Consider the following 23,781-nt stretch of genomic DNA (forward strand, 5'->3'; position numbering starts at 1 on the left):
AATACTGTGAATACATTACATCAAGAGGCCATTGAAGCATTCCGCCAAAAAAACTATGCTGTAGCGGCAAAAAACTGGATCAAAGGACATGCTCTTCCGGATGACAGGGAGGAGCTTAAAGAAATTTATCTTTGGGCAAATTCTTTAAATGAAACTTCCCCGGACTCCGATCTTTGTTCGATATTGGGATTAATTGCTCTGGATCATCATGATATTTTTACCAATGACCGTGAAAAAGCTCTTCTCCAATGTATAGAATGGAGTAAACAGGGAATCAGTATCAGCCCTAATCACCCATGGTGTCATCGTCATGCTGGATCTTCCTTCTATTGGATGAATCAATGGGAAGAAGCGGTTCCTTATTATGAAAAAGCAATATCATTAGTTCCATCACCAACTTTACAAGTTAGATTATTTACTATTAAAAATAAGAAGAACCCTCATCCTGATTTTCTGTTATTGGATGTGAATCCTGAGACTACCGAAGCAATGGAAGCCTATAATGCCGGTGTTGAAATTAATAGAATGCTCAATCAATATCCTCAAATGTCTGAGTTTGAAAAGGAGAGGCTTACCCAATTGAAAAGAGATTGTTATGCCGTAGCTTACCGTCTTTATCATAAAACGCTGATGGAAAGAAACGGAGATCCATACAATGAAGATCCCCATACCTTTGCGATGTGCTGTAATAACCTGGCGATAGAGCTTACCAACCAGGAAAAATATGACGAAGCCATTACTGTGACGACAGAAGGGATGAAATTCAGTTATTTCATGTACATTCTTCAAAACAGATTTAATGCCCACTTAGAAGCAGGAAACCTCGAAGAAGCAGTGGCAGATGGAGAAAAGTTGATGGAAGATTTTATAGATGGAATGGATTCCGTAACCTATTTTACTATCACAGATCAGGTTTGCAGTAGCTATATGGAACTGAAGGATTACGAGTCTTCAATGGAATGGCTTAATGCCGGCATGGAAAGCTACTATTCTTTAGATGCTACAGATTCCTTATTAACCCATCCGGAAATTGTAAGATGCTTTACCAATTTTTATATTTATAAAGCTAAAATTGAAGAACAGACAGGTATAAAACCAAATGTAAATACTGCATCTCAGGAGGCTGACAGCATTTTGGAAGAAATGCCGGATAATCCAAGTATATTAATCAGCCGTTCCAATATTTTTTTAGAGGAAGAAAATTATGGAAAAGCACTGGAATGTCTTCAGTATGCTATCCATTTTGCGTCAGAACAAAATAAGATAAGATCTGTACAGGTAGCTTTATATAATATGGGATACATTCAGGTTGTAAAACTACAGGATGAAACAGCAGCATTTGAAAGTTTTGAACAGAGTATTGCATTAGGAAATGAAGACTTCTGGTGTTATTACTGGGCTGTTCATTGCGGATATCACTTACAGGAAAATGAAAAAACGGTAGAGTATGCTTTATTGGCTCTTCAGGTTTTACCACAACAGGAAGGAGTAACTAAGGATATTATTGCAGAAGTTTATGAACATATAGGAACAGCACAATTGGACCTTGGCCAATATGCTGATGCAGCGGAAAATCTGAAACTGTCTTTACAGTACAACCATTCACCCATAGCAGAAGATAATCTCAAAACAGCCGAAGCAGAAAATAAACGGAATAGTTCCGGAGGATTTTTCAAAAAGATGTTTAAATAGGACGGAATAAAGAATAAAGAATGAAGCTGGAAGAGGGAAGTGCTGAAGGTCATAAGAAAGACTATCATACTTTTTTTAAGTTGTTTATCATAATTTTCATTAGTTGTACGGCAAATAAAAACTCCCAGCTTCCATCTTCCCGCTTCCATCCTAAAAAATACAAACCCCGAAGAATACTTTCCTCGGGGTTATTTTTTATACATATTTTAAGTTCTCTAAGCGTGAGCCATGTTTTTCCGGTCGGAAATTACATTCAGTATGACTCCCAGTAAAATTAGGGTAATTCCTATCAATAAGTTGGTGGTAAACTTTTCATTAAACATAAATACACTTACCATTACAGCGACTACCGGCTCCAGTGCTCCTAAAATAGCAACCGGGGTAGAACCAATGCTCTTAATGGCATATACCAGGCATAAACTGGAAATAACTGTAGTAAGGAAAGCAAAAATAAGAAAGTTAATAAAGATAGTCATTGAAGGAATAGCAAATGATTCATGTCCTATAACAGACTTGCTCATAAAAAATAAAGACGTAAAAAGCATCGAGTAGAAGGTAAGCTTAAACCCGGAAACTTTCAGTTGGGATTTGTTGACAATTACCATATAAAGCGCATAAAACAATGAACTGAGCATAACAATTCCCAGTCCTGCAAAATTAATCTCAAAACCTGTTCCTTTCAGGCATAAAACAATTACTCCTGCAAAAGCAAGAAACAATGAAACGATAGACAGTTTGGTGAGTTTTTCTTTATAAAAGAAAAACATAATCAATGCTACAATCACCGGATAGATGAACAGAACCGTAGAGGCAATTCCCGGGGTCAGAAAATCATATCCTATAAACAGAAATTCGGAGGAAAGGGCATAGCAAATTCCCAGAATAGCCAATATTAAAGCTTCCTTTTTATTGATTCTGAAATTTTGTTTGGAATAAATGAGATATCCACCCACCATTAAAGCTGAAAAGAAAAATCTGTAAAACAGAGTAATGTCCATTGGAAAATGAACCTGCTTGATCGGCAGAATAAAAATGGGAATCAATCCATATGAAACCGCTGACAAAACACCCAATAAATAACCCCTAAGTTTTATTTGCATTGTATTAGTTATAGTTTTTAAAACAAAAAACCACTGAATCAAGTAGATCAGTGGTTTTTTTATATTTTGTTAAAGATTAAATCGGTTTGAAACTTAATCCCTGTTCCTGCAGTAATATTTGTTCCTGCTCTTTATAGTAACCACTTACTAGTTTATCGTGAATTGCTTCAAACGCGGCCAGAGTTTCATTAATCTCAGAATCCGTATGAGAAGCGGTAGGAATCAGTCTTAAAAGAATCATTCCCTTAGGAATAACCGGATAGACCACTACTGATGTAAAGATCCCGTAATTCTCTCTAAGATCTTTTACTAATAGAGTAGCTTCTACAGGAGTTCCCTGCATCATTACCGGAGTTACACAAGTGTTAGTATCACCAATGTTAAATCCTCTTTCTTTTAATCCGCTCTGCAGTTTTTCTACATTTTCCCAAAGTTTAGCTTTGATCTCAGGTCTTGATCTCAACAGCTCTAATCTTTTCAATCCTCCAATTACCATTGGCATTGTAAGAGATTTTGCGAAGATTTGTGATCTCAGGTTAAATTTCAGGTATCTGATGATTTCTTTGTCTCCCGCAAGGAATGCTCCGAAACCAGCCATCGATTTTGCAAAAGTAGAGAAATATACGTCAATCTGATCTGTACAGTCCTGTTCTTCACCAACTCCGGCACCTGTTTTACCTAGTGTTCCGAAACCGTGAGCATCATCTACTAAAAGTCTGAACTGATATTTTGATTTAAGTTCGCAGATCTCTTTAATTTTTCCCTGCTGACCTCTCATTCCGAAAACTCCTTCCGTAATCACAAGGATTCCTCCTCCTGTTTCTTCTGCTACTTTGGTAGCTCTCTGAAGGTTTTTCTCAAGACTCGCCATATCGTTGTGCTTGTAAGTAAATCTTTTACCAGCATGAAGTCTTACTCCATCCACGATGCAGGCATGAGAATCCATATCATAAACAATAACGTCATTTCTGCTTACCAAAGCATCAATGGTAGAAACCATTCCCTGGTAACCGAAATTCAATAAATATGCTGATTCTTTTTGTACGAAGTCTGCCAATTCTCTTTCCAACTGAAGGTGCTGATCTGTTTCTCCAGACATCGCCCTTGCTCCCATTGGATAGAACATTCCGTATTCTGCAGCCGCCTTGGCATCTGCTTCAATTACCTCAGGATGATTACATAACCCTAAATAATCATTGGCACTCCAGAAAATTACTTCTCTACCCTGAAATTGCATTCTTGGGCCGATAGGTCCCTCTAATCTTGGGAAAATGAAATATCCTTCTCCATAATCTGCAAATTGTCCAAGAGGTCCTGGATTTTCTTTTATTCTTTCAAAAATATCCAACATTGTATCGTAATTTTTAAGTAAAAAAGCCTTTCTTGTAGAACACGCAAAAGGCTTTATTTGTATCGTGATTTTATTTGTTCCTATTTAATAAACTCGGTCTTGAAGACTTCGTCGTAATTGTGGACACAGTTGTTAACAAATCCCTGTTCGGCCATCCACTTATCACTGTATACCTTAGTGATATATCTTGAACCGTGGTCAGGATAGATTAAAACAATCATATCATTTTCGGTTAATTCGTGAGAATTTGCATATTGCATCAATCCCTGAGTCACAGCTCCTGTAGTATAACCTCCCATAATTGCTTCCTTCAAAGCGATTTCACGGGTTCTGTATGCGGCCATTTCATCATTTACCCTTACAAACTCATCTACCTTATCAAATAGAAGTGCAGAAGGGATCAAATTTTTTCCCATTCCCTCAATCTGATAAGGGTGTACATCTTCCTTGTGAATCTCACCTGTCTCGTGATAGCTTTTTAATATAGAACCATCAGCATCCACCCCAATAATTTTAATATCCGGGTTTTTCTCCTTCAAAAACTTTGCTGAACCAGATAAAGTACCTCCTGTTCCGGTACAGGCAAAAAGGTGAGTGATCTTACCTTCTGTCTGTTCCCAGATTTCAGGACCTGTGGTCTGGTAATGGGCATCAATATTCAGTTCATTAAAGTACTGATTGATGTAAATAGAATTGGGAGTTTCCAAAGCAATTCTTTTCGCTACTTCATAATAAGATCTTGGATCATCCGCAGGTACATTGGCAGGACATATATATACAGTAGCTCCTAATGCTTTTAGATAAGCAATTTTCTCAGGTTTTGTTTTGTCGCTTACAGCGAGAATACATTTATATCCCTTGATGATACATACCATTGCAATAGAAAACCCAGTGTTTCCTGATGTAGTTTCTACAACTACGGAATCTTCTTTCAATAAGCCTCTTTCCTCTGCGTTCTCAATAATATGAAGTGCGATTCGGTCTTTGGTGGAATGTCCAGGATTATATGATTCTAACTTGGCATAAACGGTTGCTGGAATATCTTTTGTAACAGTATTTAGCTTCACCATAGGAGTGTGTCCTATTAGGCCAAGAATATTATCGTAAACATTACTCATTATTTGTTATTTTCAATAAAAATCTGACTGCAAAAATACAAAAAAATAAATAATTACTAAACTTTTGTTTGATTTCTAGGGCATCGTTACGTAAAAAAATATTTTCCTGTTTACAGTTTTAGCACGAGTGTAATCGCAAATTTTGCGCCAAGTTTTTAAATTTTGTTAAAAACAATATAAAATAATATAAAAGCCTTATTTTCGCATAATTGATTTAATACTATGAAAAATTGGACTTTTAGGCAATGGAACACCGTTTTAGGATGGGTGATTTTCGTCATTGCGTTTTTCACGTACTTGTCCACAATAGAACCCAATTTCAGTTTTTGGGATTGTGGCGAGTACATTTCTTCTGCAGTAAAACTTGAAGTAACGCACGCTCCCGGAGCAGCTTTATTCCAGATAGTGGGTGCCGTGGCAGCCATTTTTGCATTAGGGAAAGGCGAAAATTATTCCATCGTAATCAACGCGATGTCTGCATTGTTCAGTGCGCTGACTATTTTATTTTTGTTCTGGACGATCACTCATTTTGTGAGAAGGCTTCTCAACAAAGATTTTGAAGAAATTACAAAACATCAGGAAATCTCTATTTTATTTGCCGGAGCGGTAGGAGCACTTTGCTTCACCTTCTCAGATACCTTCTGGTTCTCGGCAGTAGAAGGTGAGGTTTACTCAATGGCTTCTATGTTTATTGCGCTTTTGGTCTGGTTGATTACGAAATGGGAAAATGAGTATCAGGCAGCAGACAGTGAGAGATGGATTATTCTAATTTTCTTCGTTTTAGGACTTTCCGTTGGGGTGCATATGATGTGTATGCTGGCAACTCCTATGGTATGTCTTGTATATTATGCAAGAAATTATAAGTTTACCTGGAAGAATTTTATCTGGGCAAACCTTATTACATTAGGAATTCTGATCGTCGTTTTCAAAATTATTTTCCCTTTGATTATGACGATGTTCGGAAGACTTGAGATCTTCTTTGTGAATGGTCTTGGACTTCCTTTCCACTCAGGAACTATTGCAGCATTTATCATCATGGTAGCGATCTGCTATTTCCTGATTAAGTATGCGAGAAAAGCAAAAAAGAATATTTATCAAACAGCTGCTTTATCTGTAGTTTTTATGATGATTGGTTTCTCTTGCTGGATGGTAATCCCAATCAGAGCGAATGCTAATCCGCCAATGAACCTTAATGACCCGGATACTGCAATTGGTATGCTGGATTATTATAACAGAGAGCAATATGGGGATTGGCCAACAATTTACGGACAAAACTATACTGCTTTCCTTGATGCCAACGGAATCCAAAAGAACGAAGACGGAAGCTTTAAAACAAAAAAGACCGGAGAAATCTACGAAAAAGATGAAAAAACGGGAACCTACAGAAAGACAGGAGACCGATTCAACTATATTTTCAGTCAGTCGCAGATAAGCTTAATGCCAAGAATGTTTAATGAGGATAAAGATGTAATGGCCAACTACATTTCAATGTACGGAGCTCCTGATTTTACATTCAATTATGCGAATGAAGATGTGGCAGACAACCCTCAGGCTAAACAGATCTTTGATGAGCTGAGAGCGAAATATGATGATAAATCTATTACTGCTGCAGATTATTTAAAGGTAAAACCTTATAACCTTATCAATGTTCAGAAGCCATCACTGCTTCAGAATATGGATTACTTTATTTCCTTCCAGAACGGATATTATTTTGTAAGATACCTGATGTGGAACTTCGTGGGAAGACAGAATGACCTTGAAGGAAACATGGAAATCACAAAAGGAAACTGGATTTCCGGAATTCCGTTTATTGATAATGTAAACGTAGGAAATCAGGATAAAATGCCTGCAAAATTCAAGAATGAAAGTACAGTAGCATTTTTCTTCCTTCCGTTAATCCTAGGGCTAGTCGGGTTCTTTTTCCAACTGAACAGAGATTTCGGAAGATTCTATGCTTTATTATCCTTATTTATTATTACAAGTGTCGGAATTGTCTTCTATACAGGAGTAAAACCTTTTGAACCGAGAGAAAGAGATTATGCAATGGTAGGTTCATTCTATGCCTTTGCCATCTGGATCGGACTGGGAGCAGGAGCTATTTTGTGGTTCGTACAGTCTAAGATCAAATCTAATGGTGCTAATATTGCCCTGGGAGTTGTTATGTTAGGAATTCCTTTTATGATGGGCTTCCAGAATTATAATGTTCACAACAGAAGTAACAGATATACCGCATACGACTATGCTTACTCAGTGTTAAAATCATTACCAAAGAACGGTATTCTATTCGTGTATGGTGATAATGATACGTATCCGGTTTGGGCAATCCAGGAAACGGAAAGATTCAGAGACGATGTAAAAGTGGTTAATTTTACGCTTGCTTCAACACCTTGGAATCTTGACCAGGTAAAAAGAAGAACGTATAACGCAATGGGAATTCCAAGTGAATTGACTCACGAGGATTACAGAGACGGAGTAAACGACCAGATCTATATGATGAAGAAGGAAGATTGGGAAGGAGTTTTCTCTATGCTGAAAGAGCAAGGTGTTCCGGATACAGAATTCCAGGACTTCAGAAAATATCTTACACAGGATTCTTTAACACTGAAAGAAGCGATTAAGTTTATTAAATTCAAATCTCCTGAAAAAGATCAGTTACTGAAAATGTATTTCGGAGAAGAGAAATATGAAAAATATAATATTCTTCCGGTTAATAAATTTATCCTTCCTGTAAATAAAGACAATGCTTTAAAAGCAGGAATTATCAATAAGGAAGATCTTTCGAAGGTAGCGAATCAGATTATGATTACTTACAAAGGAAATACATTATATAAAAACAACCTGATTCTAATGGATTTATTGGCGAACTTCGACTGGAAACGCCCAATTAACTTCTCTTCAGGAGGAATTTATGACAGTGAAAATATTTTCTACCTTAATGATTATCTCCAGTTTGACGGGTTCAGCTACAGATTGATTCCTATTCAAACTTTACCATCAGCAGACGGAGATATGGGAAGAGTGGATGCCGAGAATCTTTATAATGTAGTGAAAAGCTTCAGATGGGGTAACTTTAAAGATCTGAGTGCTCACTTTGATGAAACAGCAACTTCTAATATTATCAGCTACAGAATGTCAGCAAGCAGAGCCGCTTCAGCATTGGCATTAAAGGGACAGAAAGCAAAAGCATTAGAAATTCTAGATCTTGCAGCAAAAGAAATTCCTGCTGAAAAATACAATGACCCACGTTCATTAAGCTCAATTGTAACCGGATATATCATTGCAGGACAAGAGCAGAAAGGATTGCAGCTGGCAGAAGTACTTAAAAAAGGAATCTTTGATGAGTATGACTATTATCTAAGCCTTTCCAAGTCTGATCAAAGCTACTTAAGAAGACAGATGAGAACAAAACCAATGGAATATTCTCTTGTTGTGGCAGCGGTTACAGATGCATATATGAAGATTGGACAGAAAGAAAAAGCGTATGCTTATCTGGTAAAATCTATTGAGCCGATCGACAAAAAATTCAATGCTTTTGTAAAAGAACTTCAGCAGATGGGCAAAGAAAAAGCAATGAAAGAATCTGAAGATGTTCAAAAGATCACACCATTCTATCAGTATTTATTTGATGTCATGGAGCCTTTTGATTCCACTTATTCCAAGGAAAAAGAAGATCAGATCACTTCAGCGATAATTAAAGCAACACAATAAAACATTTTTAAAAACGGAACTTCGGTTCCGTTTTTTTGTTATTGGGAATCCTGAATTTTAAGATTATATTTGTGAAACTAAAAATGCATAATGGCAGAAACACAAAAAAGCAGATTCCCAATATATGCCGTAATCGTTACGGTGGTTTTTAAACTTCTTTTCTTATTGACGCATTACATTCAGGAAGATGCTTTCATCACCTGGAGAGTAGCCCAGAATTTACTGGACTATGGTGTAATCGGTTTCAATGGAGATACTAAAATCTCTGCTTCTACGACGCACCTGTACGTTTTTGTGTCCTATATTTTCAACCTGATTTTTGGGAAGGAATATTTTATTGAACCCCTTTTGATCTTTAATTCCATCCTGTTTACAATAGGAACATTATTCTTATCCCATCTGGTTCTTAAAAACCCTTGGCACAAGGCTGTTTTCATCTTTTTAATCGGAATTCTACCACCAGCCATTAAGATCTCAATCCTTGGAATGGAGTACGGAATTCTTTTCTTTCTGGAAATGTCCCTCCTGTATTATGGTTTCAACAAAGGAAAAAAATGGGTGTTGACCCTTCTTCCGATCCTGATTATGTTTACAAGAGTAGATACAGTCATATTCCTTGGAATTGTGTTTTTAGTTGACCTGTTTTGGAACAGAAAAATAAGATGGAACTATATTTTTGGTGGAATTTTAGGCGTTTTATCAACAGTTGCTTTCAACTGGTTTTACTTTGGAGAAGTTGTCAATAATACCATTACTGCAAAAAAATTACTTTACGAACAACAGCTGACCTTCGGAGAGCATCTTGATTATTTCCTGGTAAGTTTTGGTAATTTCTGGGGAATGCTGAAAGTTCCGGGTGCTTTTAATCCTATCACGGTTATTGTCCTTATTTTTGAACTGCTTTGTTTTATTTACCTGATCAGACAAAGAGAAAAGAGAAATTATTTCCTGTGGATGATCTTTATTTTCGGATGGGTAAAACAGATTGTTTTTATCTCTCAGAAAAGCTTGTTTGATTGGTATTACTGGGTGCCACAGCTTTTACTTTTTGTTCCGGTTTTTATTTTTGTATTGGAGCAGAAAGAGAGAAGAAACTTATGGTTATCATTGCTTGTTGTATTTTATATTGTTCCGATGCTGGCTTTCCAGACGGTTCATTGCATTGCAACAGGAAATGGGGAATGGAACTATCGAAGAACTATTGGAGTATTTTTAAATAAATATGAGAAAGATAAAAATCAATGGATTTTATTGGAGCCTGCAGGTTATGTGCCTTATTTTTCAGGATTAAAAACCATTGATGAAGTAGGTCTGGTAGATAAACAGATTCAGGAAGAAATCAAAAAAGATAAAACAAATTATTGGATCAATACAGTAAAAAACAGGAAACCGAAATACCTGCTTTCCTACCAGAATTTATATGAAGGACAGAATGCAGACTATTACCAGACCCATTATAAATTGTTGAAAGAATTCAGAGTAAAAGATCACCTGAAAAGCGATAACAAAATATTGGAAAAGATCTATAATCTGAAACCTTCCGGAACAGACTATAACTTATATATCAGAGTCGATTAAAAATCGAAGAGTATTTATAAATAGCATCCCTCTAAAATTCTAAAACCTGAAAAAATGAAATATTGTGCTTTTCTCCGCGGTGTCAATGTAAAAGGAACTAACATGAAAATGGCAGAGGTTTGCCAGGTCTTTAAAGATGCCGGAATGAAGGATGTTATTTCCATATTGGCCTCAGGAAATATTGTATTTTCCTCTGATAAAAGTGCTGATGAATTAAAAATAATTCTGGAAAAAGCAATGTCAGAGCATTTTTCTTATGAAGCATTCCTGTTTATCAAATCCCATGAAGAAACAGAATCTTTCTGGAAGGGGATTCCTTTTGAAAAAAATGAAGATCTTCATATTTATAGTTTTGTCGGAATGCCTGGTGTGGAAAATATTTTGATGGAAGAATTTGAAAAGGCAACCCAGGCTGAAAACGAAAAGGCTGAAATCGTTAATGATATATTTTATTGGCAGGTTCCGAAAGGGAATACTTTAGATTCTACCTTTGGAAAAATCTTAGGAAAGAAAAGTCTGAAAGATCAAATGACTAGCAGGAATGTCAATACGTTTGAGAAAATTTTAAAGAAATTTTAAAGTGTCGGTGGACTTATTTACCTGGTCATTATGTTTGCAGTTGCGAACTTCTATTATTATGTCTTTCCGAATCCATTAAGAAGGCTTAAGCTTTTCGGTCTGTTGCTGATTATTGTTTCCCTGCTTTCTGTAGTGGTTGCGTTGAGTTATTCAGGAGAGATACTTGAGGTTTTTGTGACAATTTCAGGTTATTATACATTGATTTTTTTAGCTCATTTATTGACGAGAAATGGTTTTGGAATCGAAAAATATCCTCTTTACATTCTTATATTTTTATCCATTTCATTTATCATTACAATTTTTTACGTGGCATTGATGCAGGAAATTTTTAATTACTCTTAAACCTTAAATAATTTCCAAGTCTGAAACTTTCTCAGTATTTTTACTGAACTTTTTAATTACAACAAAATGATTCAGTATTTAGATAATATTCAGCACAAAGATTCAAAGAACTTTTTCCTTATTGCCGGACCTTGTATTATTGAAGGGGAAGATATGGCATTGAGAATTGCTGAAAAAGTAATCAACATTACAGACAAGTATAATATTCCTTATATTTTTAAAGGAAGTTTCAAAAAAGCGAACAGAAGCCGTGTAGACTCTTTTACAACCATTGGAGAAGAAAAATCCCTTGAAATTCTTAAAAAAGTAGGAGAAACTTTCAATATTCCTACTACTACGGATATTCATGAAAATGAGCATGCAGCATTAGCAGCTCAATATGTGGATGTTCTTCAGATCCCTGCATTTTTAGTACGTCAGACAGACTTATTGGTTGCAGCAGCAAAAACAGGAAAATGTGTGTCTTTAAAAAAGGGACAGTTCCTTTCACCGGAATCCATGAAGTTTGCAGTTCAGAAAATTACAGATTCCGATAATCAGAAAGTAGCGATCATTGAAAGAGGAAATTCCTTCGGATATACAGACCTGATTGTAGATTACAGAGGAATTCCTACCATGAGAGAGTATGCGCCTGTAATTCTGGATGTTACACATTCATTGCAGCAGCCTAACCAAAGCTCAGGAGTAACAGGAGGTAGACCGGATCTTATTGAAACGGTTGCAAAAGCAGGAATTGCAGTAGGAGCTGACGGAATTTTCATCGAAACCCACCCAACTCCGGAAACTGCACTATCTGATGGAGCCAACATGTTAAGACTGGATTTATTAGAAGATTTATTACAAAAATTAACAAGAATTAGAGAATCGATTTTGTAATTGTTAAAAAAACATTAATTTTAGAAATTCTAAAATATTTCTTTTGAAAAAACTAGTTTTACCGCTAAGCCTTATGGTCCCAATGCTGATTTTCTCTCAACAGAGAAAAAGAGATACAGCGACCAAAGTAACCGATATAGAGGAAGTTGTCTTCCAGAAAAAAACAACAGGAAGAACCAATGACCTTACCAATGTGAAAATTTCAGCAAAAGAAGCGAAAGCAGTCGCTTCTATCAGTGGTGGAATTGAAGGACTGATCAAAACGCTGCCTTCCGTAAATTCCAATACTGAGCTGTCTTCCCAATATATGGTGCGTGGTGGAAACTATGACGAAAACCTTATCTATATCAATGATATTGAGATCTACAGACCTTTTCTGATCAGAAACTCTCAGCAGGAAGGGATGAGTATCATCAATCCGGATATGGTTTCTTCAGTGAACTTCTCAGCAGGAGGATTTGAAGCTAAATATGGCGATAAAATGTCTTCTGCTTTAAATATCTATTACCGTGAACCTGAGAAATTTGAGGTTTCCGGAGAAGCAAGTTTAATCGGAGGAAGATTAACAACCGGTTTGGCTTCAAAGAATAAGAAGTTTACCGCATTATTTTCAGGAAGATACAGAAATACCAATCTTGTTCTGAATACCCTAAAGGAAGATACAGACTTTAATCCTACGTATTGGGATTTCCAGTCTTATCTGAATTATCATGTTAATGACAAGCTTTCCATGTCATTCATTGGATATTATTCCAAGAATGATTATGAAATGATTCCCAAGGCGAAAAGTGTTACTTTCGGAAGCCTTCAGCAGCCTATCACTGTAAATATAGGATATGCGGGTAAAGAAAATGACCAGTACAAGAATATGATGGGAACTTTTTCCATGAACTATAAGCCAGCAGACAGGTGGAAGCTTACATTGGATGCCTTTTCTTACCAAAACAGGGAAAGAGAATATTATACCATCCGTTCAGAATATGATCTTCAGACATTTGATCCGGTAACGAAGGAACCGATTTCCAGCTATGATGTTGGAGGCCAGACGGAGCATGCCAGAAATGATTTATTTGTAAGAACTTACGGAACGCAGTTCAGAGCTAAGTTTTCTCCCAATGTAAATACAGATATCGAGGTTGGATTCAAATACGAAAAAGAAAACCTTAAAGATCTTACCAATGAATGGAAACTGGTAGATTCTGCCGGATACAGCCTTCCAAGACCGGAAGTTATTGATCCGAGAACAGGAACTACAACAGGAGATCTTAGAATGTTCTATCATATTGCCGGAAAAAACAATATTGAACCTACAAGACTATCTGCTTACGCTCAGTATTCCCAAAAATTTTACTGGGGAGCAAGCAAGGTGTTTTTGAATGCCGGAGTAAGAGTTTCCAACTGGAGTTTCAATAAAGAGACAATCTTCTCACCAAGAGTCCAGTTTGCAATAAAACCGGATTGGGATACTGATATGTTATTTAAACTTTCCGGAGGGATCTATTATCAGTCTCCATTTTATAAGGAAATTAAAGATTTAGACGGAAATTTCAATCCAAATATTAAGTCACAAAGATCAATCCAGGCAATTCTTTCCAATGACTACGAATTCTACATGTATGACAGACCGTTTAAATTAACAACGGAGCTTTATTACAAGAAAATGGATAACCTGATTCCTTATTATATGGATAATGTGAGAATCCGTTATTCAGGACAGAATAATGCCAAAGGATATGCGTATGGAATTGATACCAGGTTATTCGGTGAATTTGTTCCAGGTGTAGATTCTTGGTTATCTGCCAGTTACGCAAGGGTTTATGAAAATATTGATGGAAGAGGAGATATCCCAAGACCTACAGATCAGCGATTCAGGGTAGCGATGTTCTATCAGGATTACATGCCGCAATTCCCATCGATGAGGGTAAACCTTACCTTAGTATATGCAATGGGATTACCAACGGGATCTCCTGTTATGTTTAATGATAACGGACAGCCGGATTTCAATTCTGCATACAGTTATCAGAAAACATTACCAGCTTATAAAAGGGTAGATATTGGATTGACAAAAGTATTCATTGATCCAAAGGATAAAAATAAAAAGTCAGGTTTCTGGGGTAATTTCCAGGAATTATCTTTAGGAGTTCAGGTTTTCAACGCATTTAATATCAATAATACCGTTGCTAACCAATGGATCACAGATTATAATACCAACAATATGTATCCGGTTCCGGTACGTCTTACAGGGCGTTTCTTCAATGTGAAGCTAGAATTTAAACTATAATATATGCTCAATCTGCATGATAAAGTGAGAGCAGTTAAAAATAGAAAAATCCTCTGAAAAATAATTCAGAGGATTTTTATTTGCCAGAATTTTATAACAAGATTACAGAATTTTATAACAACGGTTTCACGGATATTTCTAACTTTGTCTCATAATGAAAAAGATTCTTGCCATACTATTCTCTATTTTCTACTTCGGATTCTCTTCCGGAGCAGCATTTAGTATTCATTATTGTATGAAGGAATTTGTTTCTGTAAGTCAGAAGGTTGATGATATTTGTGGTAAATGCGGCGTAAAAGATAAAAAAGGATGCTGCAAGACAGAGATCAAAGTGGTAAAAGTAGATGACTCTCAAAAGTCTGATCTGCTTAATGTTGACTTTTTAGGTCAGATTGCCGAAATTCCTGTAACCCATCATTTCGTCTTTGTAGATAAATCTTTCTCTGCCACTAAGTTTACGCAAATCCAAATCAATGGACCACCGGAATACAAACCGGTACCTATCTATATCAATCATTGTAATTTTAGAATTTAGAATCCGTCCGTCGTGTCCGGTGTTATGATTACATCGTTATAGCGATATGCCCTGACGCATTTCCTGTGCGTTCCCATTATTCTTTATTAAAAAATTAATTCTAAAATTTAAAACAATGAAAAAGTATATCATTACAGCAGCCCTATCTTTATTTTCAGTTATTTCACTTTCAGCACAGTCTAAAAAAGATGCTCAGGTTTCAAAACTATACCAGAATTATATTGCGATCAAGTCTGCTTTAGCTTCAGATGATGCTGATAAAACTTCAAAAGCTGCTACAGAATTCATTAAAACAGCTTCTGCCATCGATTATAAATTGGTTTCAGAAGGTAATCTTAATATTCTTAGAAAAGATGCTTCTGTCATTTCAGAAGCTAGAAATATTGCTGCTCAACGAGAGACTTTTCTTAACCTTTCAGACAATATGATTGCTCTGACCAAAGAATTTAAGCTTTCTGAAAAACCGGTGTATGTACAATATTGTCCAATGGCTGACGGAAGCTGGTTGAGTGATGAAAAGCAGATCATGAATCCATACTATGGGAAATCTATGCTTTCATGCGGAAGTGTAAAGTCAGAAATTAAATAAGTATTGTATCAATCTTTAAAACAATAAGTTGTAGGGTTTAGTTTATTTGAAACTTTAAGATCTGCAACTTCTAAAAGTTCGGAATATTATGAAAAAACTAATAATGTTTCTGGTGCTTTTGTTCTCTGTTTTTACGTTCGCACAAACCACAAAAACCTATTATACCTGTCCTATGCATCCTGAAGTAGTCTCTTCAAAACCTGGAGACTGCCCGAAATGTAAAATGACATTGGTAAAGAAAACAGTTGTAATACAGCCGAAAGTTGTGGCAAAGCCAGCAGTAAAACCTGTACCCAAAGTAGAAACAAAAACAAAACCGGTAGAAGCAAAAGTAAATAAAGCAAAAGTTGATGTTAAAAAGGCTGAAGAAGCTAAGAAAGTAAATACAGTAGGGAAGGCAGAACCGGCCAGGGTGGCTAAACCTGTTTTAAAATCAGGCAAGCAACCCCAAGTTTCATCTTCATCAGAACCTAAAACGCAGGCTCAAACCACTTATACTTGCCCAATGCATCCTGAAGTGATTTCAGACAAACCGGGAAAGTGTCCTAAATGTGGAATGGAGCTGGTGGAAAAACAAAACCATCAACATGCTGTAGTTGAAGATCCAAAAGAAGAAAAGTCTGTTTTAAAAAGAAATTCTGAGAACGGAAAACTTACTTTTGGCGGAAAAACGGTTCGTTATGACCTGTATGTAAAAGATACCATTGTTAATTTTACAGGAAAAAACAGAAGAGCCCTTGCGATCAATGGTAAACTTCAGGCTCCAACCCTGTATTTTACAGAAGGAGATACTGCAGAAATTTACCTGCACAATATGCTTAAGGAAAATACAGGACTTCACTGGCATGGGGTGATTCTTCCCAATGAACATGATGGGGTTCCTTATCTTACCACAAAACCTGTAAAACCTGGAGAAACACATTTATATAAGTTTAAAATCTCCCAAAACGGAACCTATTGGTATCATTCACATGAAGCATTACAGGAGCAGATCGGAATGAATGGAATTTTGGTCTTTAAAAAAAGAGAAGGCGAACCCAAAACAGAATATAATGCAGAAATCCCTGTATTATTAGGAGATTGGAGTGATGATGATCCAATGCAGATTGCCCGCAGGCTTCATATGGCCAATACAGACTGGTATGCTGTAAAGAAAAATGCAGTGCAGAGTTATTGGGAAGCCATTAAGTCCGGAAACTTCGGTACAAAGGCCCTGAATGAATGGAAAAGAATGGAAGCGATGGATGTAAGTGATGTCTATTACGATAAATTCTTAATCAATGGAGTTCCAAGCTCGGATTATTCTAACCTGAAAGCAGGAGATAAAGTAAGATTAAGAGTTGCCAATGGCGGTTCATCCACTTATTTCTGGCTGAATTATGGTGGTGGCAAAATAAAAGTGGTAGGAAATGACGGAAATGATGTGGTTCCTGTAGAAGTAGACCGGTTGATTGTCGGAGTTTCTGAAACGTATGATATTGAAGTTACCATTCCTGAGAATAAAAGCTTTGAGTTCCGTGCCACATCAGAAGACAGGATTGGACACGCTTCACTCTGGCTGGGCTCAGGTGAAAAGGTAGAAGCACCTAATTTACCAAGACTGATGCTCTTTGAAGGAATGAAAATGATGAACGGAATGATGGAAATGAGCGGAAATATGAAGCCGATGACCATGACGATGGGAAATCAGATGATGGATATGAATGAAGTAATGTATCCTGAAATTCCGGAAAGTCAGAGAAAAACGACTGCGAAACATATCAATGAGATGATGGGAGTAAAAACAAAAGAAGAAACTAAGAAAGAAGATCATTCTCAGCATGCAGGAATGGATATGAAGGAAGAGAAAACTATCAAAAGATTGTCTTATAATATTTTAAAATCTCCTGAAAAAACAACCCTTCCTACAGACAGTATCCGTGAAATGAAGTTTACCCTGGAAGGAAATATGAACCATTATCTATGGACCCTGGACAACAAAACGGTGACAGAAACAGATAAAATTCTGATCAAAAAGGGAGAGATTGTAAGAATTAAATTGTATAATAATTCTATGATGCGTCACCCGATGCATCTTCACGGGCATGATTTCAGATTGATTAATTCAAAAGGAGAGTACTCACCGCTAAAAAATGTAGTAGATATCATGCCGATGGAAACTGTTACTCTTGAATTTGCAGCGAATCAGGATGGTGACTGGTTCTTCCACTGTCATATTTTATACCATATGATGGCCGGAATGGGACGAATCTTCAGTTATGAAAATTCAAAACCCAATCCACAGCTTCCCAACAGAAAATTAGCTTGGAAGAATTTTCTGCAAGACAATAAAATGGTAAGCTCTATGGCGATGCTGGATGTGGCAAGCAATAAAATCCATGCAGAAACCATGACTATGTTTGGACCAAGATGGGCCAACCTGAATGAATTTCATACGAATTGGAACTTTGACCATTTTGAAGGAAGTGCAAAAGTAGGACGCTTCTTAGGGAAATTCCAGTGGGCATTACCTTATGCAGGGTTCAGAGTCCAGAAAAACCATGAGATTATGGAACGCCGGATGGCAGAAGATATGGGCATGGATTTTCATGGTAAAAAAAACTGGTTTGGGCAGCAGAAAGCTTCAAAAAGCAGATATGCCTTTATGGTAGGAATGCAGTATGTATTACCCATGTTGATTACGGCAGATGCAAGTGTAGATCAGAACGGGAAAGTATTACTGGAACTGAGTAGAGAAGATATTCCGCTTTCAAGAAGATTCAGAGGAAACTTTAGTGTCAATTCTGACGGCGAATTTTCAACAGGAATAAGATATATTGTTCAGAAATATCTATCTATTTCCGGAAACTATGATAATGAAATGGGTTGGGGTGCCGGTGTTACCTTAACTTATTAAATAAAAGACCGTCTCATTGAGGCGGTTTTTTCGTTATGATGAATGAATGATCTCTCGCAGATGCTTTCGAATAAGAAAATCGTTGATTTTCAATAATTTAAGTACGCTTCTTATTAAGCTTAAAGTTACTTAAGTGTTTAAATCTTTGAATTTTGTTGTAATCATAGTCCTTTCCTTTAGTAAAAGTTAAAAATTTTATTTCTCACAGAGCAAAGAGATTGGGAGGAAAATAAAGCAGGCGAATAAGGTCTGTGATACTTTTTTATATCCGCGGATCTTGCTGATTTCGCAAATTTTATCATCATGTTTAATAGGATGCAATCATCTGTGAAATCAATGGTTCAAGATAAAGCCTCTATCTTTTATAAACAGATTTGACTGTTTCAATAATATTATAAAGCAAAAGCCACCTCATTGAAAGGTGGCTTTGTATATTGAATTTTATCGTTTATTTGTTAGGTTTTACTTCCTGATTCTTCACTGCTGGAGTGTAGGTCACTTTTGCAATATCAACTGTCATTTCTTTCAGACGTTTTGCTACGTTTTCAGGCATGTCTTTCTGATATCTTCCACCAATAACTTCGGAAAGGAACTTTTCTGTTTCAGCATACATCGCCATACTGTTTACAGGCTTTCTGAATCCATGTCCTTCATCATCAGCTAAAATATAATCTACTTTTTTGCCTTTATCACGAAGCGCAATAACAATCTGATCTGCCTCAGCCTGCTTTACTCTCGGATCATTAGCTCCCTGAATAATCAGTAAGGGTTTATTGATTTTATTGACACTGAATAACGGGCTGGCTTCATGCATTAGCTTTTTACCTTCTTCAGTTTTTGGATCACCTACCATACCATAAAGAGAGGCCCGTGCAGATTCCCAGTAAGCAGGCACAGAATCCAATAGAGTGAAAAGGTTGCTTGGCCCAACAATATCCACTCCTGCAGCATATACGTCCGGAGTGAATGCTAATCCGGCTAAAGTAGCATATCCACCATAGCTGCCTCCCATAATAACTACCTTGTTTTTATCAGCAATTCCGTTGTTAATCAGGTGTTTTACGCCCCAAGTGATATCGTCCTGCATAAGTTTCCCCCATTGCAGATCACCTGCATTCTGAAACTTTTTACCATATCCGCCACTTGCTCTGAAATTAGGCTGCAGTACGGCATAGCCTCTGTTCGCAAGAAATTGTACTATTGAATTATATCCCCAATAATCTCTAGGTCCTTTTGGTCCTCCATGCACCAGAACCACTACAGGTACGTTTTTACCCGAAGATCCTGCTGGTAAAGTCAAATAAGCAGGAATTTCAAGCCCGTCACTGCTTTTGTAGCGAATTGGGGTCATGGCTGCCAGATATTTTTCAACCTTCTTCAATTCCGGTCTTGGGGTGTACTGGAAAATTAATTGTTTTGTTTTGGTATCGAAGAAATAAGACTCAGAAACATACTGATCACTCCAAACCGAAATTAAAAATTTAGTATAATCTTTTGTAGAGCTTGAAAAATTAACTTCTTTACCGGGAAATTTACTCTGCAGGAACTTATAGTTAGCTTCCCACGCTTTATCTTTCCAATAGTATTCAGTTTTATCCCCTGTGTAAGAGGTGAAAATAATTTTTCTCGTATTTCTGTCTGCAGATAAGCCGCCGAAATCTACTTTCCCTTTAGGATCACTTTCTATTTTCGTGATCTGCTTGGTTTTTGGATCCATCAGGAATAATGCAGATTGATCCAGATCTCCCTTATTGGTTACCAGATAGAACTTTGAATTATCTTCGTTCCAGTTGGGAATATAGGCTTCTTCAGTGACTAACGTTTCATAAATGGGAGTCAGTTTATCCCCATCTTTATACAGAAACTGAGTGGTTCCCTTATCATCGGTTTTGTTTAAAATTCTAAGCTTTTCATCCCAGTCGAAATCGTATCCCGTAATACGGTCTTTATTTTCGAAGACCTTTTTCAGTTCGCCGGTAGAAATTTTTAGTGAGTACAGGTCATGCCATGCTTTATCACGGTTATTTAATCCGATCATTAGAAGATCAGGATCTTTTCTGCTGACCATGTATATTTGAGCAGCCACTTCATTAAGTGGTGTCAGATTTCTGGATTCAGGAACGCCATTGGTTGCTTTCGCCATTGGATCTACAGCAAAAATATTGAGATTCTCATCTCCGTTTTTATCTTTTACATACAAAATATATTTTCCGTCTTCCGACCAGAAATATCCATTTAATGGTCGCTTGCTATCAGTTAATGGTCTGGCTTTTTCAAAAGATTCATCGAACTTTTTGACCCAAATGTTCATGATGCCGCCATGTTCTTTCAGGAATGAGATCCATTTCCCATCCGGGCTTAGTTGCCCCCCGGAAATTTCAGGATTTCCAAAAAAAAGTTTTCGGTCCAATAATTGAGCTTCCTGTGCCCGAAGGCTTTGAAACCCTATCATTAGGAGCAATACATAAAATATTTTTTTCATATTTTTTTAATTTGATATTGGTTAATTTACTCAATAATTTCTAAAGAAATATGAATTTTTGATTCTTTTTTAGTTGAAAATGTGACAATTAAGTTCACATGTCCAATTCAATGATTTTTTTTGCCATCTTTTGGTTGATATTTTCAGGAATTAAACTCATCATGAAATTTCGCAACGAGTTTCCATATTCCCATTGAGAAATTTTCCCGATGCTACGGCTTGTATTCACAATATAATCTACTTTTTTTCTTCTGATTTTCTGAAATTCTTCAAAAATAGCATTGAAATCCCTGCTTTTCTCCAGTAGTCTGCCGATGACATAAGCATCCTCAATGGCCTGACAGGCACCTTGTCCCATATTGGGAGTGGTAGCATGTGCTGCATCTCCAATCAGACAGAGGTTTTCGGCATACCATAGGGGAATAGGAGTGAGGTCTGAAATTTCGTTACAGATGATGTTTTTCTCTGGTGTCGCTTCTATCAGTTTCAACACCAAATGATCAAAGTCTCTAAAAATGTCTGCAATCCCTGAGTATCTGCTGAAACTTTTTTCATTGATGCAGGCATACCAGTAAACCTTTTTCTCGGATATTTTTATAAAACCGAAACGTTTTCCTTTTCCCCACATTTCAAAAGCTTCATGATGATGTTCTTCAGGCAGCTCAAAATCTACAAGACCACGCCAGCATTTCTGGCCGGCATTTCTTATGGTTCCTGTTTTAAAGATCTGATTCCGGACAGGAGATTTGATACCATCAGCACCAAAAACAGTCGTGCTTTCAATCTGATTTCCATTTTCAAAATCTAAAATATAGTTTTCCTTCTTTTCAATTTTCCCTAAAGAATGGTTAAGCTGAATGGAATCTGTATTCAGGTTTTCTGCAAGAATCCGCTGTAATTCTGCACGATGAATTGCCACATTGCAGGAGTTGTATTGTTGTTCGAGCTCAAGAATCTCCGTTTTTGAAAAAGGTTTCAGTGATTCGTTGGATAAAATAATTCTATGAATTTTGTTTCCTGCATTTTCAATTTTTTCCTTTAAACCTAGTTTGTCAAAGACCTGCATGGCATTAACGGCCATCATGATTCCAGCTCCTACAGGCTTTATTTCCGGTGCAGATTCGTAGATGGTAAAATCGTATCCATTTTGTTTAAGGACATTTCCTAAAGTAAGTCCGCCAATTCCGGCTCCGATGATTGAAATAGTATTCATTGTTTAATTTGTGAAATGTAGTGTAATGTTGTTGGAAATAAGCAATAGCGCAAAGTTTTTTAAATTAGATGCTGCTTTAAGGCGCAAGAAAATCAACGATTTTCAGTAAGAGGTTTCAATTTTTTTTGTTACAAAATTCTATGTATCTAAGATTTTATTTAAACCACATAAAAACATAAAATTTATAGTTAAATAAAATTATTCGTGCATTCGTGGCAATAATTAAGGAGCATTCAATTTTATTGCAGATAAAATCCTGGCACCTTAAAAAGATTTCCATATATCCAGGCTGTTTAGCGTCTTCGCGTATTTCCAACTCCTATTAAAACTTATAATGTCAGTATATAACTTTCAGATACTTTTTGGAAACCGTATTTACCAAAAAAATGATGGGCACCGTGATTATCAACACCGCTTTCCAGCAGAATGAAACTGATATTCCAGTTTTTAGATTCTTCAATAGCTTTTTCCAGCAGTTTACTTCCCAAAGACTGTCCTCTTACCGACTGGTCCAAAAGCATATCTTCCAGAATCGCATACTTTTTAAAAGGACTGTTGATTACATTGAAAACCATCATTCCAACAATTTGTTTGTTCTCGTCTTCTGCAATTAAAATATTCAGTTTAGTGCTTCCATCAGAGTTGAAATCGGTAAGAAGCTGTTCTGTTAAAATAACATCAAGATCCGGATTCCAATGATGAGAATCTATTGCTCGCCCAGACATCATTTCGCCATGGGAAATGTATGAGTCTGTTTTATGGGTGATAAAAAAGTCTACCAATTCTTTAACACGGGTTTTATCGGTAAGCCATTGTGTAGTATAGTTCATAAGATGTCTTTATTTTAATTTTTTTAATTCTTCAAGCAACTTATTCTGTCTGTTGATCAACTGATTCAGACTGTCCGTTTTTAAAGGATGTGCATTTTGATATTTTTCAATTTCAGTAAGTGTTTTTCTGAGCTTAAAAGCGGTATATAAGTTGTTCAGTTCAGTATTGTTTTTAATAACCTGAGCAATAAGGAGATTTACATCTCTGATTTTTATGTTGTATTGATCTGCGCTAGCTTTAATTTCTTTTTCAACTTGTTGTTTGGTCAGAGAGTCTGTAATTGATTTTGCACGGTTCCTGGCTTGCATGTAAAAAGATTCAGATGTACTGATTATTTTATCATATACTTCCAGAGTTTTTCCGGTTTCCTGCTGAGTTTTTATTATTTTATCATCAAGTAATTTAAGACTTTTATCATTCTTAATCAGTTCAGAATAAGTATTATCAATAAGATTGTCACCACGGTAGCTTTCAAATGAGCCTGAAACTGAAGATTCTGCGTTATCAATAGCATTTTCTATAACCGGTTTATTTTGTGGTTTATTTTCTTTACAGGAAAGTAAAGATAAAACGAATGTAGAAGCAAAAAGTATTTTTTTCATTGTGATTA

At 36.4% G+C, this 23,781-nt stretch carries 17 protein-coding genes; 10 read left to right on the forward strand and 7 right to left on the reverse strand.

The genetic code is table 11. The features are described from left to right. The first annotated feature begins 6 nt into the window (after positions 1-6). Positions 7-1,692: a tetratricopeptide repeat protein gene (locus tag WH267_RS11070; protein WP_340008190.1), complete on the forward strand. Its 1,686-nt coding sequence runs from the start codon at positions 7-9 to the stop codon at positions 1,690-1,692. Positions 1,693-1,907: 215 nt separating this feature from the next. Here WH267_RS11070 and WH267_RS11075 read toward each other — a convergent pair whose 3' ends face one another. The 3 genes from WH267_RS11075 to WH267_RS11085 form a co-directional block, all read right to left on the reverse strand. Next, on the reverse strand, positions 1,908-2,792 hold the full coding sequence (locus WH267_RS11075; protein WP_340008192.1) for a DMT family transporter: 885 nt from the start codon (positions 2,790-2,792) through the stop codon (positions 1,908-1,910). A 76-nt stretch (positions 2,793-2,868) separates the two neighbouring features. After that, positions 2,869-4,140, reverse strand: a complete 1,272-nt coding sequence (locus WH267_RS11080; protein ID WP_340008332.1) for an aminotransferase class I/II-fold pyridoxal phosphate-dependent enzyme — start codon at positions 4,138-4,140, stop codon at positions 2,869-2,871. An 83-nt stretch (positions 4,141-4,223) separates the two neighbouring features. Next, the gene (locus WH267_RS11085) at positions 4,224-5,261 is read right to left on the reverse strand and encodes a PLP-dependent cysteine synthase family protein (protein ID WP_340008194.1); all 1,038 of its coding nucleotides are present in this window, start codon (positions 5,259-5,261) and stop codon (positions 4,224-4,226) included. A gap of 222 nt (positions 5,262-5,483) precedes the next feature. Here WH267_RS11085 and WH267_RS11090 point away from each other — a divergent pair, with 222 nt between their 5' ends. From WH267_RS11090 to WH267_RS11130, 9 genes are all read left to right on the forward strand, one after another. Then, positions 5,484-8,969: a glycosyltransferase family 117 protein gene (locus WH267_RS11090; protein ID WP_340008196.1), complete on the forward strand. Its 3,486-nt coding sequence runs from the start codon at positions 5,484-5,486 to the stop codon at positions 8,967-8,969. Positions 8,970-9,059: 90 nt separating this feature from the next. After that, on the forward strand, positions 9,060-10,547 hold the full coding sequence (locus WH267_RS11095; protein ID WP_123319045.1) for a hypothetical protein: 1,488 nt from the start codon (positions 9,060-9,062) through the stop codon (positions 10,545-10,547). Between the two features lie 54 nt (positions 10,548-10,601). Further along, a complete protein-coding gene (locus tag WH267_RS11100) occupies positions 10,602-11,126 on the forward strand; it encodes a DUF1697 domain-containing protein (protein WP_340008198.1) in 525 nt (174 codons plus the stop codon). 30 nt (positions 11,127-11,156) lie between these two features. Beyond that, positions 11,157-11,468, forward strand: a complete 312-nt coding sequence (locus tag WH267_RS11105; RefSeq protein WP_340008200.1) for a hypothetical protein — start codon at positions 11,157-11,159, stop codon at positions 11,466-11,468. Between the two features lie 66 nt (positions 11,469-11,534). After that, positions 11,535-12,344 (forward strand): 3-deoxy-8-phosphooctulonate synthase, encoded by an 810-nt coding sequence (kdsA, locus tag WH267_RS11110; RefSeq protein ID WP_115971458.1) that lies wholly within the window; start codon positions 11,535-11,537, stop codon positions 12,342-12,344. A gap of 43 nt (positions 12,345-12,387) precedes the next feature. After that, a complete protein-coding gene (locus tag WH267_RS11115; protein ID WP_115971459.1) occupies positions 12,388-14,625 on the forward strand; it encodes a TonB-dependent receptor plug domain-containing protein in 2,238 nt (745 codons plus the stop codon). A gap of 154 nt (positions 14,626-14,779) precedes the next feature. Next, positions 14,780-15,160 (forward strand): HYC_CC_PP family protein, encoded by a 381-nt coding sequence (locus WH267_RS11120; RefSeq protein WP_228438713.1) that lies wholly within the window; start codon positions 14,780-14,782, stop codon positions 15,158-15,160. A 115-nt stretch (positions 15,161-15,275) separates the two neighbouring features. Next, positions 15,276-15,749 carry a DUF3347 domain-containing protein gene (locus WH267_RS11125; RefSeq protein WP_340008206.1) on the forward strand — a complete coding sequence of 158 codons (474 nt, stop codon included), beginning with the start codon at positions 15,276-15,278 and terminating at the stop codon, positions 15,747-15,749. Between the two features lie 103 nt (positions 15,750-15,852). Then, positions 15,853-18,645 carry a multicopper oxidase domain-containing protein gene (locus WH267_RS11130; protein WP_445223272.1) on the forward strand — a complete coding sequence of 931 codons (2,793 nt, stop codon included), beginning with the start codon at positions 15,853-15,855 and terminating at the stop codon, positions 18,643-18,645. A 448-nt stretch (positions 18,646-19,093) separates the two neighbouring features. Here WH267_RS11130 and WH267_RS11135 read toward each other — a convergent pair whose 3' ends face one another. The 4 genes from WH267_RS11135 to WH267_RS11150 form a co-directional block, all read right to left on the reverse strand. Beyond that, positions 19,094-21,127, reverse strand: a complete 2,034-nt coding sequence (locus WH267_RS11135; RefSeq protein ID WP_340008210.1) for a S9 family peptidase — start codon at positions 21,125-21,127, stop codon at positions 19,094-19,096. A gap of 94 nt (positions 21,128-21,221) precedes the next feature. Beyond that, a complete protein-coding gene (locus WH267_RS11140; RefSeq protein WP_115971462.1) occupies positions 21,222-22,340 on the reverse strand; it encodes an FAD-dependent monooxygenase in 1,119 nt (372 codons plus the stop codon). Between the two features lie 329 nt (positions 22,341-22,669). Further along, complete coding sequence (locus WH267_RS11145) at positions 22,670-23,170, reverse strand: GNAT family N-acetyltransferase (RefSeq protein ID WP_115971463.1); 501 nt, start codon at positions 23,168-23,170, stop codon at positions 22,670-22,672. Between the two features lie 9 nt (positions 23,171-23,179). Beyond that, entirely contained in the window at positions 23,180-23,773 is a 594-nt protein-coding gene (locus tag WH267_RS11150; RefSeq protein ID WP_340008212.1) for a hypothetical protein, read from the reverse strand. Positions 23,774-23,781 lie beyond the last annotated feature (8 nt).

It is taken from the genome of Chryseobacterium sp. MYb328 (assembly GCF_037572595.1).
Classification (GTDB): Bacteria; Bacteroidota; Bacteroidia; order Flavobacteriales; family Weeksellaceae; genus Chryseobacterium; species Chryseobacterium pennae.